The organism is Rhodococcus sp. NPDC057297, from assembly GCF_042667435.1.
GTDB lineage: Bacteria > Actinomycetota > Actinomycetes > Mycobacteriales > Mycobacteriaceae > Rhodococcoides.
In genome coordinates this window covers 347,623-367,322 of record NZ_JBHUZE010000002.1, presented here as the reverse complement: position 1 = coordinate 367,322, position 19,700 = coordinate 347,623, and the positions used below count along the sequence as shown (strand labels likewise).

The following is a 19,700-nucleotide window of genomic DNA, read 5'->3' as shown; positions in this document are numbered from 1 at the left end:
GAGATGCCATGACCCCCGACGCCGCCCGCACCGGCCGCCACTGGCGACGACGACTGACCACAGTTGCCAGCGTCGCTGCGGCTGCCGCGGTGATTGCATCCTCGACCACGGTCGCCGGGGCAACACCAGCAATCGCCGCCGCAGCGGGATGCCCGAAGTACGTCGCCGTCATGACCCCAGGAACATGGGAGACCACCGCCGCCGCAAACCCGGCCGTCCCGGTCGGAATGCTGAAAACAGTCGGCGACGCGCTGAAAGCAAAGTACGGCAACGACATCGACGTCCGCTACCCCGCCTACTCGGCGTCGGCGTTCGATCAGGGCCGCACCTATACCGACAGCAAGCAGACCGGCATCGACTCGATCAACAACATCCTCACCTCTGCCTGCGCCACAGCGAAATTCCTGCTCGCCGGCTACTCCCAGGGCGCCGACGCAGCTGGCGATGTCGCCGCTGCGATCGGCAACAGTCGCGGCGTCATCCCCGCCGGAAGGATCCTCGGCGTCGGATTGGTCGCCGATCCCCACCAGGGCACCGCCGGCGGAACCCTCGTCGGCCCAAAGGTCGACGGCCAGGGCATCGGCGGGGTCCGGCCCGAAGGGTTCGGCTCACTCGCCCCGCTCGTACGCCAACTCTGCGCCCCGACGGACCTGTACTGCTCCACCAACGCCGGACCCGACGGCCTGATCGCCGGACTGGGCAAGATCCTCGCCAACCCCACCGCCGGAGCATCACGCTCGACTACATCGACACCGTCCGCGGCTTCAACACCGTCAGCGTCACTGACGGTGGGAGCGAACACGCAAGGCGGCGTGACCGGCACCTCGACGACAGGCGCCGCCGGCGGGCAGGCGGGTACCACGAGCGCAGCGGCGACGGCGGGCAGCGACTTCGGGGCCTCGCTGGTCTCGGACTTTTCCCGCGTCGACCTCGCCGGTGCTGCGAGTACGGTATCGGGCCTGTCCGACCGCATCGGATCGCTCCCGAACACGGTCGGCGCGAGCCGAACGCAATCGCAGGTAGCCGGGGTCGAAGCCTCGGCCACCTCACTCGCGAACACACTCGCCCCGGTCGCGGACGTGGCCTCGGTGATCGCGGCGAACCCCGGCATCCGCTCCACCCTAGACTCCGCCGCCGACGGCTCACCGGAGAAGCAGACCGCCGGGGTGCTCGATGCCCTCGATCAGATCGACCTACCGGCCACCATCGCCACCGCTACCTCCATTGCCGACGGTGCCGCATCGATCCTCGGCGGCACCGCCGCATCGGGATCGGTGACCGGCGCAGGCCTGGCCGACTCCGCGGCCACCCTCAGCGGGCAGATCGCACCGCTGGGGTCGGTGACACCGGACGCCCTGACCTCCGCGACGCAGGTGCTCTCGCTCCTGAAACCGAAAACAGTGGTGGGCCAGATCGTGAACGTCGCGACCGGGTTCACCTCCCTGGACTACCAGGGCATAGTCGACAATCTCATCGCCCTCCCGCAGGCCGTGGCCGCGCTCGATGTCCAGAACGCGCACCGCATCGCCGGGGAGCTCAACAACCAGTTCGCGCCGATCGTGAAGATGGCCGCCGGTATCGACCTGCACACCCTCGCCGGGCTCGTCGCACTGATCCCCGATCCCTCCGGATCGGCGCAGATCGCCTCCCTCGTCCTGGGCCTGCTCGCGGGCGTCGATGTCATCCGGCTCGCGAACAATGTCGGCGCCATTCAGGAAGTCGGCTGGAACATCCTCGAAACCGGAAACCTCGCCGCCGCAGCAGAACTACTACCCATCGGTCTCGACCTCGCATCCGTCGCGGTCGGGGTGATCTCCGGCGGCGCCAGCAAGACCAGCCCCGACCAGCTCGGTGCGCAGACTCAGGTGAGCGGGCAGTCCGCGGCAAACGGACAGCAAGCGGCCACCGGCGACTTCGCCGGTCTCGCAGGCTCGTTGGTCTCCCTCGCCTCCTCCCCCGGCGCCGGAGATCTGACCGAGCTCGTCGGCGCCGGGATCGACGCGGCGACGTTCTTCGCTTCCGGCGCGCACCAGTCCTACGCCGACTTCCAGATCGACTCCACCGGCCGCAGCGCCCTGCAATGGCTGATCGACTTCTTCAGCCAAAAGATCGGGGCCTGAACACCTTCCACTGATGCAAGGGGTTCGTGTCCGGCCGGGCGGGCCTTACACGACACCCAGCGCATCCCACACACACGCACCACATCACTACCACTGACGAGCAGTTCACGGTGTCCGGGCGGGCATCGATCACCTCGATCGACAAGGGATACACAACCGATGGCACCACACGGCACACCGAGCGGAAAGACAGCAGGCACAGTCAGTGCACTGCTGATCGCGCTGCTCGCCGCGACCGCCCTGTTCGGTGTGCTCTCCGGTGACCGGACCCCCGCCGACGACGAAGGCACCTGCCTGCCCGCCACCGGCGGCGGCGCGGCACCGCATTCGGGAACAGTGGTCATGCCGCTGCGCGAGGGCACCTACCAGGCGACGAGCCCGTTCGGGCCGCGCATCAACCCCGTCACCGGAGCCGACGAAGGCCACCAGGGACAGGACTACTCCGCGTCCGCCGGTACGCCGATCTACGCCGCCACCGACGGCACCGTGTTCAAGGCCGGACCTGCGTCCGGTTTCGGGAATTGGATCATCATCGACACCACCGTCGACGGCCAATCGGTCTCCACGGTCTACGGGCACATGAACGACGACGGTGTCGACGTCGCCGAAGGCCAGACCGTGACCGCCGGGGATCCGATCGGGAAGGTCGGCAACGCCGGCCAATCCACCGGACCGCACCTGCATTTCGAGGTCTGGCCCGGCACCCGCCTCGCCGCCGGGTCGAACGCGGTCGATCCGGTCGCCTGGCTGGCCTCCTCCGGAGCGAGCGCCCCCGCTGCACCGGATACCGACACACTGGCGGCAGAAAGCCCCACGACGGCACCTGAGGCCTCCTCGGCGCCGAAACGTGCGTCGAGCCGCGACGTGAGATTGGCGGCCGCGATCAAACCGGGCTGCGGTCAACCCACCGGCACTACGGGCCTGCGCCCCGGGTCGGTACCCGCGGAGTTCGAACCGTGGATCGTCAAAGCAGGCACCGTCTGCCCGGAAGTGACCGCACCGATCGTCGCCGCGCAGCTCGAACAGGAAAGCGGCTTCGACGTCAACGCCCGTAACCCCTCGTCCGGAGCGGACGGCCCGGCGCAGTTCATGCCCGCCACCTGGGCCGCGAAAGCCGTCGACGGCGACGGTGACGGCCGCACCGACACCCGCAGCATCGCCGATGCGGTGATGACCCAAGCCGCCTACGACTGCGAGCTCGCGGGCATCGCGAAAGACGCACTCGCGTCCGGGAAGATCACCGGCGATCTGACGGAGCTGTACCTGTCGATGTACAACTGCGGCCCCGGCGCCACCCTCTCCCAAGGGCGGGTCTGCCAGAACACCGAAACACTCGACTACGTCGCGAAGATCCCGAAAGCCGCCGCCGAGAAGTTCGCGGTCGCAGTGCCGAACACCGGCCCAGGACTGGTGGCCGGTGGGCCGTTCGGGCAGAACGTCGTCGCCGCAGCGATGGCCTGGCTCGGCACCACCTACGCCTGGGGCGGAGGAGACCGAAACGGTCCCACCCGAGGCATCAGTGACGGCGGCGGCCGCGCCGACATGATCGGCGACTTCAACAAGGTCGGCTTCGACTGCTCCGGCCTCGTGCTCTACGCCGTCGCGCAAGCCTCCGGCGGTGCGATCGTGCTGCCGCATCAGGATTCGGCGCAGATCGCCGATCCCCGCGGCAGTGTCGTGGACACCGCCGCCGAACTCGCCCCGGGCGACATCATCCAACCCCACCCCGGCCACATCTTCATCTGGCTCGGAAACAACCAGGTCGTCGAAGCACCGCAATCCGGCGACGTCGTCAAAGTATCCGATTGGACCCCGCCCACCAGCGACCTGACTGCACGGAGGTTCGGATGAGCAACCCCCACACCCGCACCGGGATTCTCGTGGCCACCGCACTCATCTCGGCGGTGGTCCTCACCGGCTGCGGCGACGGCGGAGCCTCGAAAACCACAGAGGGTCCGGCGATTCCGGCGCAGCAGTGGAACCCCGGCGACACACCACCGGAGTCGATCGACCCGGTCCGCACCCCGCCGCCCGCAGCGACGACGCTCCCCAACGGTGTCGACGTCGACCGCACCGACCCGGACTCGGTCGCAGCCGCGGCACTGACGATCTGGTTCACCTGGAACACCGGCGTCGACGCCGGCCCCGGTGACGCGGCCGCCCGCACCGCGCCTTTGCTCACTGCCGACTACGCCCGCGAGATCACCGCCACCACAGCCCAATCCAGCCCCGGTGCGCAGTGGCTGTCCTGGGCGAGCCGCAGCGCCGTGGTGGCCCCGACGTTCGCCATCGACGACGAACCCACCCCGCCGCAGACCGACGACGTCGCCTACCGCGCCTACCGGCTCACCCAGAACATCGACGGCTCACCGGTCAGCGAATCGATCATCGCGGTCATCCTGCGGCGCGGACCCACCGGGTGGGAGGTCAACCGCATCCAGAACAAATGACACACCCTCAGCCCAGTACCTCACCGCACCTCCAGTCCGAAACCACTCTCTCCGAAAGGATCACGATGACCACCCCCACCGCGGCTCCCACAGATCGCCGCATCCGACTCCGCCGAGTTCTCGGCATCCTCACACTCACCACTGCGTTCACCCTCCTCGCCGGCGGCGTTGCGTCGGCGCAGGCAGTCAACCCCTTCGACGGGATCAGTCCCGATCTCGGGCTGCTGGGGCCGGCCTTGAACTCCACGTGGAAGCGGATCCTGGCGGCGGTGTGGGGCGGCTGCTTCGCGGCTGCCGGGTTCTACCTCGTGACGTCGTTTCTGAAACTGAGAAAGGCACGCGGTCGCAATATGCCCACCGACCTCTCCGACGCCTCCGACGACGTGAAGTTCTCGCTCTACTGCCTTGCTGGTGTCGCGGCTGTCTCCCCGATTTTCGGCGCGGTTCTGCTCCTCGTCCAACCCGCCGCCTGACCCCATAACCCCACACGAACCCACACCAGAAAGAGAGACACTCATGGGAACCGACTACCGCGCCGTCTCGGCTGATTCCTCCGGCCCCACTCAGACCGAGCCCGATCGGCAGCGTTCGGCGCGCCGCCGTGGCCCGATTCTCGCCGTCATCGCCGGCGTGGTCGTGGTGGCGCTCTCGCTGATCCTCGTCATCGCCGTCACCGGTCGATCCGGAAACGGCAGCGACACAGGTAGCGACGCGATTCGGGCCGTTCATGGACCCACCACGGTCAACAACGGTGTGCCCAGCGGCTACACCCGCGACGAGCAAGGCGCGTCGACCGCCGCGGTGAACACCATTCAGGCGATCGCGCAGGCCGGTCAGGGACGTATCGACATGTCCGGTGTACGGGAGTCGATGATCGTCGCAGCCCCAGGGCCGACGCTGGCAACCGCTCTCGAACTCGAAAGCAATCGGGACGAGGACGACGACGTGCTGTCTCTTCTGCCGGGAGCGGTGACGGTTACGTCGTTCACCCAAGACGCCGCCGAGGTGACGATCTGGACGATCGGCGTCGGTCAATCCGACATCAACGACACCGGCAAGGTCGCCGTATCGACCACGTATTCGACCACTGATCTTTCCCTCGTCTGGCAGGACGGCGACTGGAAGGCACAGGACTGGTCCTTCCGCCAGGGCCCGCGCCCGGAGGACGCGTCCTACCCGGCCGCTGACTCAGCCCTCGGTGGTCAGCTGACAGCGGGTTACTACACCTTCTACATCGACTAGGAGAGAACATGATTCGCCGACTCGTTCTCGTCATCGTCGCCGCCGCCCTCGCAGCATTGTTCGGGCCGGCCGCGTTCGCCGCCGCCCAGCCCCAGCCCGCACCCGAACCAGGAGCAGTCACCGGGCAACAGGCGACATCGAAGCTGCCGGAGAACTTTCCGCAGGATCTGCGCAAGTTCATCGGCGGCACCGAAGAATTCAAGAACGGACCGTGGTTCACCGGCAAATGCCGTGACCAGGGCGGCGATCTCGGTCTCTACATCTCGCAGGCCCTCTCCGCAGAGAACCGGCTGCTGTACTGGACAGCACCGGACGCGCAAAAGATCGACATGGTCGGCGGCGCCACCCTGACCGCCGGCAGCGAGAGCGAAGCCGTGGGCACCGTCGATGCCGCCAAGAGAGCCGTCGAAGACGGTGTCGAACCACCCGAATCCGCTCTGCCGACAGTGTTTCCGGCCGGTGATTCGAGCTCTCATCCCCCTACAGGCACCTGCGCGGGCGACCTCGCGCGGTGGGGCACCACCGAGTGGAGTACCTGGGGTTTCGCTTGGGCCGGCGCCCCGGACGCCGATTCACTGACCGCGATCAAGGAACTGCCCGGGGCCGAGAAGGTTCCGGACGCTGCGTGGTCGGATCCGTGCTCCGAAGGGTCCGGTGATCAGTACTGCATGCACGCCTTCTTCGTCGACTGCAGCAAAGCCGCGTCCGAACGTGACGTCCGGCAATGCCAGGACTGGAATCTCGCGATCGGACGGTTGTTCGCGGGCACCGCGAACTGGATCGATCAGAACACCGGATTCACCGATCGGGTCGGCCAAGCACTGAGCACCCTCGTGCAGTCGACCCCGCAGTACAAGCTCGGCAAGGCCTATGTCCAAGCGTTCTCCTGGGTTGCCGGCACCGTCGGTGACGTCGTCGACTTCGTCAAGGACCCGGCCACCGTCATCGACGACTGGGCCAACTCCACCAAAGCCGGCGCCCTGTCCCTCACCGATGCGGTCCTGCGGGGTCTGACCTCCACCGGAGATTTCGACCCCACCCAACCGTGGTTTCTCACCTGGTATGCCGTCTCGACCGGCATAGGGACGATGGTGATGTCGTTCGCGGTCCTAATCGCGATCACCCGATCTCGGCAGAAGGGCTCTCCTAGCGAGCTCGTCGCCAACGTCTTCGGTTACCTCCCCGCCGGGTTCGTGATGATGATCTTCTCCCTCATCGGTGCGCAGTTCCTGCTCGAGATAGCGAAAGTTCTCACCGACGGCATCACCGCCGCGAGCGGTTCGACCGTCACCGAGATGGTCGACAACATCTACGGCTCGATGTCGGCGATGAACAGCGACACCGTCGTCGGCGGCTCCGTCGTCGGGCTGATCTTCTTCGGACTGTTGCTCTTCGGGGCCATGTCGGTCTACATCGGCCTACTGCTACATCAGATCGGGCTACCGCTGGCTGCGTGCATCGCAGGAATCGGCTACGGCATGTGGGTCCACCCCACGTGGCGGGTCAAGGCGCTACGACCGGTGCTGACCTTCGTCGGCCTGGTGTTCAGCAAACCATTGCTGTTCCTGCTGATCGCTGTCGTCCTTGCGAGCGCGAACAATGCTCTGCTTTCCGGGGGCGGCGGATCGGGGGATCTGACCTCGCTCGGTTCCCTGGCCTTGGTCGCAGCATCGATGGTTCTCGTCGGATTCGCGCCGTGGGCGCTGCTCAAGTGGGCACCGATCCTGCCGACTAAATCGGACTCCGAAGGGTTCGGATCCGGCGGCGGGTCCATCGCGGGCGGTGTCGTCGGCGGCCTGGGCAGCTCGGCGCTGTTCCAAGGCCGCAGCGGCGGTGGAGGCCGGTCGTCGGGCGGCGGCGGCAGCGCTGCTGGTGGTGTGCGCTCCACCCCCTCGGGCAGCGGATTGGCCAACACCGGCCACGCCGCACACTCGCCGCACTCACGACACAACAGCACCGCCGCGACCGGATCGATCGGGCACTCACCGGCATCCGGTGGCGGCGGCTCCACCGGACGCAGCGGTTCTGCGCTCGGAATGGCAGGGCGCCTCGGCGGCAAACTCGCCAAGGGCTCCGCCGGGGCAGTGGCTGCCGCCGGCGCAGTCGCAGTCCCGATCGCGGCGCAGTCCGCGTCGGCAGCAATGAACAAAGCCAAAGCCACCGCCGAGTCCTCGGCTATCGAATCCGAAGGCAGGTGAGCTGATGAGCACCGAGACCAGCCACGACAACGTCCAACGCACCTCGATCCTCGGCGGCGAGATCGCTCGCCGCGGGATGACCGGAATCGCCCTACCCGTCTTGATCGCGTGGTCGGCAACCTTGGCCCTGGGCGTCGCCGGTTATTTCGTCATCGGGGGCGGAACCCTCGCTGTCGGTATGGTCGCTACCCTCTACATCACTGTCTTCCTAGCGACTTTGGAGTTCGGTGGGCCGTCCTTCGCTGCCCGGGAACTGCACACCCTCCGCCGGATGACGCGAATGCGCCGCGGGGAGCACATCTTCCGGCACGCCGCCGATCCCGCTTTCGGGCAGCCCGGTCTCGACCCCGGCTGGGAGTACCCCGTGCCGCTCGGGCGCACCGAACCCCTCGACGTCGCCGGCACCGGCCTCGACGAGATGTTCATCGTCCGCACCGCCAACCCCGGCGAGCGCCCGTACTACACCGTCGTCCTCGCCGTCCAAGGCCTCGCGGACGGACTGCGGACCGACGCAGCATGGGCGAGTACGTCGGACAAATTCGGAAAGTTCACAGCCTCCCTGGCAAAGCAGACTTCACTGATACGCGGCATTCAGATCCTGCACCGCTCCATCCCCGCCGATCTGACGATGCACGAAGACTGGGTCGAACAGCGGGTCGAAGCTCTCGGCGACATGCGGTTGGAAGCGCCAGTGACCTCCTACGGGAACCTACTCGACACCATCCGCCCACACAGCGAAGAGCACCGCGCCTACGTGGTACTGAAAGTGCCGCAGACCGACATGCTCGACGCCGCCGCATTCCGGGCAGCAGGAGGGAAGAACGCACGCTACGAAGGCGGAGTCGCGCAGGTCATCCGCGACGAAACGATGCGCGCGGTGAGCCGACTCGTCTCCGCCGGATTCGGACGGGTGGAGGTCCTCGGCGAGCAACGCACCTGCGCGGTGATCCGAGCGTTCATCGACCCGACCTACCGACTCGATCGCCACCAAGGTGCACGCTGGGCGAACTGCTGGCCCTCCTACATCGGCGGCACCAACTCCGCCGTGGTCTCCGGCCGCTGGCACACCAGAGTCGGCGTGATGCCGCCGGCAAGCATCGAACCGGTCGAACTCGGGCCGCTGTGGCTCGCGCCGCTGTTGACCTACGTCGCACCCGATCCTGGCGACGACGACACCGCCCCGTCGCCGACGATCCGCACCATCAGCGTCCGAATGGATTTCGTCCGCGACCGGATCGCTCGCGACATCGCCGCCAAGGACTTCACCCAGGACCTTGCCGCCCAAGCCAGCCAGGACAAGAAAGGCAAGACCGGCGACGGATCGAGCGAAGTGATGACCAACGCGTCCGCTCGGCGCCGCGAAGACCTCAAACCCGGATCCGGTCACCACGGCGTCGTCTACTCCATGACCATCGCCGTCACCGGCCGCGACGAGGACGACCTCGAACGGGCGTGCATGCGGGTCACCGAAGCCGCCGACGCCTCGGCGATCAAGACCATCGACTGGCAGGACGACAACCACGACGTCGCCCTGTTCGTCACCCTGCCCCTCGGCCGCGGACTGGCCGTCACCCGATCGAGCAGATAGGCCAGGAGCGAATCGACATGGCACCGAACATCACCACCCGCCCCGCGGCCACCCATGGTCGGACCTCGGCCCGCAGCCGCAGCCGCCTCTTCGGTGACGTTCCGCCGCAGCATCTCGGCGACGGACAGAAAGTCGTAGACTCCGACAACGCCACCGCCGCCGCGCCGCACCAGATCGTGCGCAGAAAGCCGCCGAAGCGCAGGAAGCTGCTCGACCGGTTCGGCTGGTACGAACCCCGCCCGGAAGGAGCGTGGAGCACCACCAGACAAGCCGAAGCACTGAACCTGGCAATCAGCCGCCGGAGCGTCCGGCATCAAGGCCCGGTCACAGGGTTGAACCGGATCTCGAACGATCTGGTGATCACCGACCCGTTCGAGCTCTACGGCACCGACATCTCCAACATCAACGTCTGCATGGTCGGCGACATCGGCAAAGGCAAGTCCTCGCTGATCAAAACTGCTTCGTGCTGGCGGCAACTGATCTTCGGTCGCCAGGTCGTCGTCATGGACAAGAAACGCCAAGGCACCGAAGGCGAGTACTCGATCTTCGCTCGCACCCTCGGTGTCGAATCGGTCCGCTTCAAAACCGGTGGCGGCGGCGCACGTCTGAATCTGCTCGATCCCGCCATCACCACTGGCGGCGAGCACGCCGGAGGCCTCGACGGCGTCACCCCCGCCGGGCAGGAAGCACTCGTGCTCGCCGTCCTCGCCGACACGATGGAACGGCCCCTGTCCACCGCGGAGAAAAGCGCCGTCGGCCGAGCCCTCGAGCTCGTCAATCACGAAGCCGCCGCGGCCGGACGGGAACCAGTCCTCGAAGACCTCGCCCGCAGGCTCGTCGAGCCTCGACCCGGCGACGGGGACTACTTCGGTGACCGCTGGGCGCAACGATCGCTCGAATGGGGCTACGAAGCAGGCCTGGCCCTACTCCGCTTGGTCGACCGCGACCTCAAAGGCCTCGTTGACGCCCCCACCTCCCCGGAAGTACGAGCTGCGCTCGAGCACCCGTTCGCGCACTTCGACATCTCCGCCCTGCCCACCGAGGGCCCCGCCCTTCGAGTGGTGATGACCGTCATCAACACCTGGCTCGCGAACCTGCTCGCCGCCCGATCCTCGCTTTCACGCCAGACCATCCTCATCGTCGAGGAGGGCTGGCACGTCGCCGAAGGCAGTACCGGCCGCGTGTTCCGGTCGAACATGAAACTTTCACGCGGACTGGGATTGTCGACCGTCTCGGCGTTCCATCACCCCTCGGACATGTCTAAGGACTCCCCGGCCCGAGCACTGATGCAGGAAGCCGGAATCGTGTTCCTCTTCGCCCAGGAACGCTACGACGACGCCCGCGAAACCGCTGAAATGTATCACCTCCCACCGGGATCGGTGGACATCATCATGGGCCTCGGCCAGGGCGAATGCCTGGTCAAGATCGGATCCGCCGATCCGATCCTGATGGAACACGTGCGCTCCCCGGAGGAGATCGCCCTCACCAACACCGATACCGCCGTCAAAGGCGCGGCCTGACCCCACCCTCGTCGTTCACTCCCAGAGACGGACAAACACATGAACTCAGCACACCAACGGCCACACCACACCGCACCCCGCTACACCCCGCGACCGACCGCGTCACCTACACCTCGATCCGCAGACGCTCCGGTGGCGCACCGCGAAACCGCTGCATCGATGAATACCACCGAACGCATTCACCGCGCCCTGTTCAGCGACTACGTCGCTCCCCGGCGCGGCACCCACCGGACGGAGAACCGATGACCGACAACATCTCCCAGCGAGTACTCGCGGCCGCGCTGCACGAGGCCCGCGGATGGCTCCTGGACTGCGACTTCGACGAAGACACCCTGGACGAGCTCTCCGACCGCCTCGTCGTGGCCGTCGTCGATGCGAACTACGACGGAGGCTGGCAGCAGTTCCTCCTCGCGATCGACAGCCGCCTCGAGGAACACCCGGCAGCACCGATCACAGCAGAACTTCTGGAAGGTGCGCTCCGATGAGTCAGCGACAAACGCCCCCTCGTCCAAGGGATCCGATCATCCCCGCCGAGGCGTTCACCATCGCCGCGTTCGTGGGCGGTCTGCTGTTCGCGGTGCTCGGCGGCGGCATGGTCTCCTCGATCGTCTCCGGCAACGTCGTCGCGATGCCCGCCGGCGGCGGGGAGATCGCGAGGATCTTCGTCGGACTGGTCACCCACCCCGACGACCCGGCATCCGGGTGGCCCGACGGCGCCCAACCCGGTCCAGCGTGGGTGACGTGGACCTGCATCCTGATCCTGGGAGCCGCCTACGGTGCAGTCGCCGTGTGGATCGACTCCGAAGTTGACGACTGGCACTTCCGGCGCCGCCAGTCCGAACGCGGATTTGCCACCCGCAAGGACCTCGTTCGCGCCGGCATCGACGAGAAAAGCGTCCGCAAAGCGGCAGTCGCGACCCGCGCCTCACTGAAAGACGTCAAACCATCTCAATTGGATGCACGCGAAGTGGCAATCGCCCTGGGTGGCAACGTCGTCGACCCCGACCGCACCGTATACCTGAAGCAGAACGACTGCATGCTGGTCCACGGTGTCACCGGTTCCGGCAAGACGTGGCGACTGGCGTATCAACGCTGTATGGACGCCCCCGGTCCGCTGCTGGTGACGTCGACGAAAGTCGATCTGATCTCCGCGACCTACCTCTGGCGACAGACGCTCGGGACGATCGCGATCTTCGATCCGGAGAACATAACCGGTTGGCCCGACCCCATTCGGTGGTCGATCCTCTCCGGCTGCCAAGATCCCGACGTTGCGATCCGCCGAGCCAAGGCACTGGTCGGCGCAATGCCGATGGGCGACACCACCAACGGCGGCTACTGGGAAGACAAAGCTGTCGTTCTGCTGCGCTGCTACCTGCACGCCGCCGCCGTCAGCGGGGCGAGCTTGGGCAAGCTCCGTGTCTGGGTGAACTCCCGCAAAGGCCGCGAACCCCGCGAGATCCTCACTCGGTCGATGCCGGACTGGGAGAGCGAGCTCTCGCAGATCCTCGACTCCGGATCGGACTCCTCCGACGACATGATCGGTGCCGCCAGCCGCCTCCTGGCCCCGCTGGCCTCACCGGCTCTGCTGCGCGCCGTCGACGTCCCGGTCCGAGAGTCGTTCGACCTCAAGCAGTTCATCCGCTCGGGCGGCGACACCCTGTATCTGGTGTCGAAGGGCAAGGACAACTCCGCGGCGCCGTTCATCGCCGCTCTGGCCTCGGAAGTGCACTATCTCGCCGACCGGTACTCCCAGACGCTGCCCGGTGGGCGTTTCGATCCACCGATGCGCTTCGAGCTCGACGAGGTCAACAACGTCGCCCCGATCCCCGGCCTGCCGGATCTGATGTCGGACTCCGGCGGGCGCGGGATCACCATTCACGCCTACGCCCACAACGAAGAGCAGAACAAGCTGCGGTGGGGACCGACGGCGGGCAAGATGTTCGCCGACAACTCCCCCGCCCGCATCGTCCTACCCGGACTCAAAGGCGATGAGCTGCAATCACTGTCGCGGATGCTCGGAGACCGCTACGAATGGCAGCCCTCGGGCAGCAAACAGGCCGGCCCGACCCTGCGGGAAGTTCCGATCATGACACCGGCAGAGATCCGGACGATGGAACCCGACCACGGTTTGCTGATCTATCGGGGCGCACCGCCGATCCTGGTGCACCTGCCTTCGGTCTGGGACGACAAGCACTCCCGCACCGCAGTTCTGGAGTCACAGAAGGCATTTGACTCCATCGTCGACTCCGGTCATGTCCCTGTCGATCCTGAAAAATTCTCGCGGACAGCAGTTCTCGACAAGGTCAGCGATGGGACGACACTGTCGTGACGACGCCTGCAGCAGACTCCGAGCTCGACGAGCTCACTCCGTCGCGGTTCACGTGGCGCTACCTCGACAACGTCCAAACCCGCACGTTGTGGGACGAACTGATCGACTGGGTCGACTGGATCCGCGGCCGCTACGAGCTCGACACCAAGATCCCGCCGTGCTGGTACCGCCACAGTCCCGTCGTCGAAGAACTCTCCGCGCTGATGGTGGCCTGGACCGATGCCTACTACCGGGGCGATGAGTACCGCGACGACCTCACCGCCTGGCACACCCAATGGTTCTGGCCGGTCATCGGGCGGATCCGCTCGATCAGCGACTTCGACACCTGCACCCACACTCGCTGCGAGCACCACCCGGTCGAGCCGATAACACTGCCCGGCCTCGACGAGTTCGTGGCCGCAGACATCGGCGGACGCCCCGAACCCGCACCGCCACCGCGGCCGCCGGTTCCGGCGGCTGCTCCGTCGATCACCGACATCAGTGCCGCCCAGGAAGTTCGGTCGATACCGGAAGCGGACATGGAGACCGCCCTGTCAGCAGGCCTCGCCGAACCCGTCGACCCGTCCGACCCGGACAGTGCAGTTACGTTCGAGGACATCGACTGGACCTACACCACCAGTCTCGGGGCGTGGGTGCCGGCGACGTAGCGCGGCGCCCCACAAAGCTGCGACCCGGTGCTTGCAGCGACGGGCGCTCTGCTGGATCGTCGTACTTTCCCGCCCGGGTACGACAACAGATCCCGCAGAGGTCGCTGCGCCCTGGGTCGTAGGGCCGCCGAGCCCACCGCGCGTGCACGTCCACCCGCCCGGACGTGCAAGCACTGCCGGCGGCTCGAAAACGACAGATGCTCCGCACCCGACCGATGTCGAGTGCGGAGCATGTGTCTTGCGCCGAGCGTTCTCCCGTACCGCTACGTCACATTGATAGTCGACGATGCTCCACCGGATGGAAGGGTGAGGGTTCGATTCTGCGCAGTTGGGGGTGTTGCTGTGGGGTTAGTGCCGCCTGCGGCGGTGGAGATGGAGGTTCGTGTCGGATGCCGCGGTCGACGGCGTGCTGTACGGCGCGGCGACGTAGGTCCGCCTCGGTCAGTTGCATAGTCGGCAGCGGGTGATCCGGGGTCAGGGTCGCAGGTTTGGCGGCCACGGCCCATTCATGGACCCGCGCTCGGGACATGTCGGTCGAGAAATCTAGTTTGCGTCGAGCCTGCGCTTCGTGCAGGTCGTGCTCCGACTGATGGGGCAGGATCGTCCACGGTTCGTCGAGAATGCGTTGCCATGCGGCCGTTGCGTGGTCGAGCTCGGCGACAACTTTCTGCGTGGCTGCCCCTCCCGGCCATGTCCTCAATTCCCCGATCCGTGCCTGTTCGGTCCATTCGCTGGTCTGGCTCGCGATGAGTTGGTCCGGCCGTGCCCCTCGAGACACTGTGTCGAGTCGACGCTCGTTGAGATTCCGGTGCAGTGCGTCGGTGTAGTGATCGAGTGCGGCGCGCTGCTCAGCGGTCACACCGGAGTCAACATTGTTGTCGAGGTATGTGCGGTCCAGGCGCACCGCTTCCATCTGAAACACCGCGCCGATGTGCTCGATGTGTAGGTCGCCACACGAGGCGATCGTCGAATCGGCTTGCAGTTCACCGAGCGCCGAGCCGGGAACCTCAATCTCGGCGTCGAGACGGATGTTCTTCGCCAGTTCGCCGGGACTGTGCATGTGCTCCCACAGATGCCCCTCGACCAGTCGGTAGTCGTCCGGTGACGGATGAAATGTCGATTCGATCATCGCGTGGAACGACGGCTTTGTCAGATCACTGTTGGTCGGAAAGTACCTGTGGGTGCGCGGCCGCTTCAGCACGTCTTCGACGTGGGTGTAGAGCGTCTCGGTCAATCGCGGTCGGCTAGTCCACAGCAGCACTTCCGTCCCGTTCGGTGCGGTGAATGGTCGATAAGTGCCGTCCATTTCGTGGATCGGCCCTGGCCCGTGCGCAGTGAGCTCGGCCAATCGGTACGGATCTTGTTCGGGGATGTAGTACGCCATGTTCGGTTGCTCCCTAGTTCGACGAGAGCGTGGAGCGGCGAGGTCCGATCCACGCTGCGGCATTGTGCTTCTGGCTGAGGTTGCTGCTGGCGTGATCGAGCTTCTGGGTTCGGTGAGGGGCGCGAGGTGGGTCTATATGTGTGGGCCGTGGTTCGGTCCGGAGCGGCGGGTCTGTTGTCGGCGTAGTTGTTCGCGCCGTTCAACTTTGCGTTGCGCGGCGAGGCGTCGCTCCTCGGCTGCGTGCTGTTCGGCTGCCTCGCGGCGTGCACGATCGGCGAGCACTGCCGGGTCGACGGCTGGCCCCGGCGAGGGCGTGATCGGGTGCGACGCGTGGACACCGGCGTGGACGGTGTCGCGGACGGTCAGTGCGTTGACGCGAGCGTTGACCTGATCCCATGCCGCAGCGGCGTGTCCATGTTCGGGTCGGTCTCCGATGAGGGTGCGGCCGCTGTCGATGCCGAACTGTTCTCGGTAGGCACCGGCTTGTGCGGCGGTGAGCTGCCAGGTGAGTTTGTCGGCGGGGGTATCGGGGATGGCGCCGAGGTGTTTGGTCCAGTCGGGTTGCTCGTCGACGGCGTGCTGTCCGATGTTGCGGGTGCGTTCGGCGATTTCGGTGTAGCGGCGCCGGCTCCACGCGGTCAGTTCGGGGTCGACACCCTCACGGCCCTGCAGGGGCGGCAGTACCCAGGTCGGGGCGGCGGGGTTACGGGGGTCGCGGCCGAGCGGCCAGCGCCGTTCGGCGTCGAAGAGTAGATCGGTGGCTGTGGGTTCTGGCTGGGTTGTTCCGCGGCGTAGTTGCGCGATCGCAGCGTGCGGGTCCTTCCCTGACCGCTCTACGTTGCGGAGGTGGGCGGCGAGACGTTCCCAGGTGCCTTCGTCGGCAAGGATCGTCTCGGCGTGCGCACCGAAGCGCTGCGTCATGGTCGGTTCCAGCTGTCGGCGCCACGCGGTCCGTTCGTCCTCGCTCTGTTCGATGCGACGCTCCAATCGCCAGTGCATGACGGCGGACAGTGAGTCGGCGCTGCCGAGTTCGCGTTCGGTGCGTGCGGAGGCCAGAGACGGCGCGGCGTCGAGCCCGAGGTGTTCGGTGCGGCGGTATTGGCGGACGAAGGAGTCCCATTCTGGTTCGCCGGTCATCTTCGCTGCCAGTTCCGGTCCCATCTGATCGCGGACGATCGCTCCGATGCGGTGGGCGTCGACGAGTTCGTCGGCGTAGCCGTAGCCGTCGACGTTGTAGTCCAGTTTTCGGTGCGCCACCTGTGCATCGTGTTGGTGTTCGGTGGCGGAGGTGTCGGAGCCGTCGCGGCCGATGACGGTGCGCACGACTTCGTCGGCGATTTTCTTGTCGGGGTGGACGTGGATCAGGTGCGGGTCGACGATCTTGTCGATCGGCACGTACAGCTGGTTCGCGGTGCGTCCGCGGGTGAGAGCGACGTAGAGGGCTTGCCGGTTCATGGTCTCGTCGACGAGGACGTGGACAGCGTCGACGGTCATCCCTTGAGATCGGTGAATGGTGGTGGCGTAGCCGAGTTCGCAGTTGCTGCGGACGTAGTCGGCGGGCAGTCGAACTCGGCCTGCCCGGTCGAGGTATTTCACCGTCAACGAGCCGTCACGGTGTGCGGTCTCCACGGTCCACAGGTCGCCGTTGTCGACGCGTTCTCCGCGGGTGCCGGTGACGCGCAGGTTGCTGTCGTTGAGGCGGGTGACGATGGTGTCGCCCTTGGATGCGCGGAGGCCGTCGGAGAGTTCGTTGCCTCCTTTGGCGACGAGGCCGCGGGCTATGCGGTCGGTGCGGGCGCGGTCGTTGAGGTCGCGGACGGTGGTGTTGCTGTTGGCGATCATCACGGCCGCGGTACCGCTGTCGCGGTCGGCAGACCATGCGGTGAAGACTTTCTCGGCGAGCTCGTCGGCCATGCCGTGGTGTACGCGGTCCTTGGCCGCGTACCAGGCCGCAACGGAGGTATCACCCTCACGCAGACGCAGCGAGATCTCGGCTTCTTCCTTGTCGTGAAAGCGGTGCACGTCGACGAGTTCGGGGGCCGCGGATTCGCGGGCGATCAAGCGCAGTGCGCCGCCGGTGTCGACGGCCGCAAGTTGTTGCGGGTCCCCGAGGAGCCGGACCACAGCACCGCGTTCGGCGGCGATGCGGGTGATGCGGTCGAGGTTGTGGGTCGATGCCATCCCTGCTTCGTCGACGAGAATCATCGTCCCGGATGTGATGCCGGTGTCGATGCCATGTTCGTGACGGGTGAGGACATCGTCGATGGTGCGGCCGGTCACGCCCAGTTCTTCGCCGAGGACACCCGCGGCTTTTGCAGACGGTCCAAGTGCGACGACGTCGTATCCGGTGGCGCGCCAGGCGTCGACGGCGACGCGCATGGCGGTGGTCTTGCCGGTTCCGGCCGGTCCGATTCCTGCGCTGAGCAGTGCCCCGGAGAACAGGAAGTGCTCGACGAGTTTCTTCTGGTCTGCGCCGAGTTCCCATCCTTTGCGCGCAGTGTGCGCGGCCAGCGCCGAGTGGTACGCGTGGCCAGGTGCCATGACGGCGGTCGGGGTGTGTGCGGCTCCGACGAGGCGGTGTTCGGCGCCGAGGATGGCGTGGTTGGTGTAGGTCTGGTTGCCGTGCACGGTCAGGATCGAGGCGCCGTCGGATCGTTGCAGCGCCTTCGGCGCGGCATCCACCTGGCGGGTCAATCGGATCGAATGTGCGCCGAGGGCGGATTCGGTGATGCGGTCGGTCAGCTCGTCCTTGGCGGAGTCGGAGCCGAAGACGATGCCGCGGAGTTGGCGTTGCACTTCGGCGTCGATGTGCCAGCGGTTCCAGGTGGAGCGCTGCTGTGCGACACGAGCGACAACTGCCGCCGCGACCTTCCCGTGGTCGATGTCGGCAGCGTTCGTCGTGGCGACGGGGTGCCCGGTGCTGGCGGACAGGGCTTTGGCCAGGGTCCGTTTTCCTATACGGCCGATGGCACGGTAATGCCACTCCGCGCGTTGCGCAACCAGTGATGTTGCGGGTGGTTTCTGCTCGCGGGTATCAAGCGTCGCTTGGTCGGCGAGGCGCATCTGCATCGCCATCGACGGGTCCTTGCCGTGTACCTTGCGGTAGTCACCGACGAGCTGTTCTAGGCGCCGTTCGATCAGATCGCGGCGGGAGAATTCGCGTAATAACTCGGGTGGGATGCCATCGATCTCCCGCACGACTCTCTTGGCTCCGCCGGTGTCGGGTCGTTCAGTGAACCGGGTGCCGAGTTCCCGAGTCAAGTACTCCTCGATGAGTGTGTTGTATCGCTCTGAGGCCGCCACGGCGAGCTTGTGAAGCACTCGGCCATCGAGGCTGCGCCATTTACCATCGATGCCTTGGACTTTGGTGGAGATCGCGACATGGGTGTGCAGGTTCGGGTCGCCGTTGCGGTTGTCGCGGTGATCGAACCGGGTGTACATCAGGCCGGTGGATTCGATCTGCCCGACACCGGCTTTCCCGACGCGGGTGTAGGAGGCGTTGTCCTCGACCCAACGGATTGCATCGGTGACGGCGGCAGCGTGTGCGCGTTCGACGCTGCGACGGACGTCGTCGTTGCCGAGGCCCCACAGCACGGACACGGACTTGACGGGCGTGAACACGCAGTCATAGCCGGCGACGGGTTGGCGTTCGCGTCGTTTCTGCGAGGCGATGTAGCGGACGAGTTCGGCTTCGGTGGCGGGTGATCGGCCGACTTCGCGGTGGAACTCCTCCGCGCCGAGGCGGTACCGGATCTGGTTGCATTCCTCAACGGTCAGTACTCGCCCGAGATACTTATGGTCGGCGTCGATCTCGGCGCGGATTCGTGTCATCAGAGGTACTTCATTGCGGTACACCGCGAATCGTCGTCCGAGCCTGACGCTGTCCACCGCTCGGTCGGCAGCTGCGCCCTCGGCGATCAGTTCGGCGGTCATGGCTTTCGCTTCGGGGTGCAATCCCTCGCCGAACAACGCCTTCATCTGGTCCTCGCGGACTTCGCCGTCGACTCCGAGTTCGGCAGCCGCCCGCCCGCCCCACATGCCAGGTGGTGTGCCCTCGGCGGTGTAGTAGTCGGTCAGGTTCTGGCCATTCCTGACTGCAGTGTCTCCGGCCGCGACTTCTCGTGTGAGATAGGTATATCCGTCCCCCGCGTGCAGTGGATGGACGGTCATCATGACGCCACCATAGGCGCTCGCCGCCCCATAGTCACTAGTAGTGCAAGAG

The 19,700-nt window shown here is 66.4% G+C and carries 13 protein-coding genes; 11 read left to right on the top strand and 2 right to left on the bottom strand.

Annotation, left to right across the window (positions count from 1 at the left end; all coding sequences use genetic code 11):
- Positions 1-8: 8 nt before the first annotated feature.
- The 11 genes from ACFULT_RS07675 (at position 9) to ACFULT_RS07625 (ending at position 14,094) form a co-directional block, all read left to right on the top strand.
- The gene (locus ACFULT_RS07675; RefSeq protein ID WP_378481079.1) at positions 9-2,120 is read left to right on the top strand and encodes a cutinase family protein; all 2,112 of its coding nucleotides are present in this window, start codon (positions 9-11) and stop codon (positions 2,118-2,120) included.
- A gap of 159 nt (positions 2,121-2,279) precedes the next feature.
- Positions 2,280-3,971, top strand: coding sequence for a peptidoglycan DD-metalloendopeptidase family protein (locus ACFULT_RS07670; RefSeq protein WP_378481078.1), 1,692 nt, complete (start codon positions 2,280-2,282; stop codon positions 3,969-3,971).
- On the top strand, positions 3,968-4,570 hold the full coding sequence (locus ACFULT_RS07665; protein WP_378481077.1) for a hypothetical protein: 603 nt from the start codon (positions 3,968-3,970) through the stop codon (positions 4,568-4,570). The genes ACFULT_RS07670 and ACFULT_RS07665 overlap by 4 nt, the downstream gene beginning before the upstream one ends.
- Positions 4,571-4,635: 65 nt before the next feature.
- Positions 4,636-5,043, top strand: coding sequence for a hypothetical protein (locus tag ACFULT_RS07660; protein ID WP_378481076.1), 408 nt, complete (start codon positions 4,636-4,638; stop codon positions 5,041-5,043).
- Positions 5,044-5,086: 43 nt separating this feature from the next.
- Positions 5,087-5,812 (top strand): hypothetical protein, encoded by a 726-nt coding sequence (locus tag ACFULT_RS07655; RefSeq protein ID WP_378481075.1) that lies wholly within the window; start codon positions 5,087-5,089, stop codon positions 5,810-5,812.
- A gap of 8 nt (positions 5,813-5,820) precedes the next feature.
- Entirely contained in the window at positions 5,821-8,010 is a 2,190-nt protein-coding gene (locus ACFULT_RS07650; RefSeq protein WP_378481074.1) for a hypothetical protein, read from the top strand.
- Positions 8,011-8,014: 4 nt separating this feature from the next.
- Positions 8,015-9,598 carry an SCO6880 family protein gene (locus tag ACFULT_RS07645; RefSeq protein WP_378481073.1) on the top strand — a complete coding sequence of 528 codons (1,584 nt, stop codon included), beginning with the start codon at positions 8,015-8,017 and terminating at the stop codon, positions 9,596-9,598.
- 17 nt (positions 9,599-9,615) lie between these two features.
- The gene (locus ACFULT_RS07640; RefSeq protein WP_378481072.1) at positions 9,616-11,118 is read left to right on the top strand and encodes an ATP/GTP-binding protein; all 1,503 of its coding nucleotides are present in this window, start codon (positions 9,616-9,618) and stop codon (positions 11,116-11,118) included.
- A gap of 242 nt (positions 11,119-11,360) precedes the next feature.
- The gene (locus tag ACFULT_RS07635) at positions 11,361-11,603 is read left to right on the top strand and encodes a hypothetical protein (RefSeq protein ID WP_378481071.1); all 243 of its coding nucleotides are present in this window, start codon (positions 11,361-11,363) and stop codon (positions 11,601-11,603) included.
- Positions 11,600-13,447 (top strand): type IV secretory system conjugative DNA transfer family protein, encoded by a 1,848-nt coding sequence (locus ACFULT_RS07630; RefSeq protein ID WP_378481070.1) that lies wholly within the window; start codon positions 11,600-11,602, stop codon positions 13,445-13,447. The genes ACFULT_RS07635 and ACFULT_RS07630 overlap by 4 nt, the downstream gene beginning before the upstream one ends.
- Positions 13,444-14,094, top strand: a complete 651-nt coding sequence (locus ACFULT_RS07625; RefSeq protein ID WP_378481069.1) for a hypothetical protein — start codon at positions 13,444-13,446, stop codon at positions 14,092-14,094. Before ACFULT_RS07630 ends, ACFULT_RS07625 begins: the two co-directional genes overlap by 4 nt.
- 268 nt (positions 14,095-14,362) lie before the next feature.
- Here ACFULT_RS07625 and ACFULT_RS07620 read toward each other — a convergent pair whose 3' ends face one another.
- The gene (locus tag ACFULT_RS07620) at positions 14,363-15,478 is read right to left on the bottom strand and encodes a hypothetical protein (protein ID WP_378481068.1); all 1,116 of its coding nucleotides are present in this window, start codon (positions 15,476-15,478) and stop codon (positions 14,363-14,365) included.
- 132 nt (positions 15,479-15,610) lie between these two features.
- Positions 15,611-19,651 carry a MobF family relaxase gene (mobF, locus tag ACFULT_RS07615; protein ID WP_378481067.1) on the bottom strand — a complete coding sequence of 1,347 codons (4,041 nt, stop codon included), beginning with the start codon at positions 19,649-19,651 and terminating at the stop codon, positions 15,611-15,613.
- Positions 19,652-19,700: the final 49 nt, after the last annotated feature.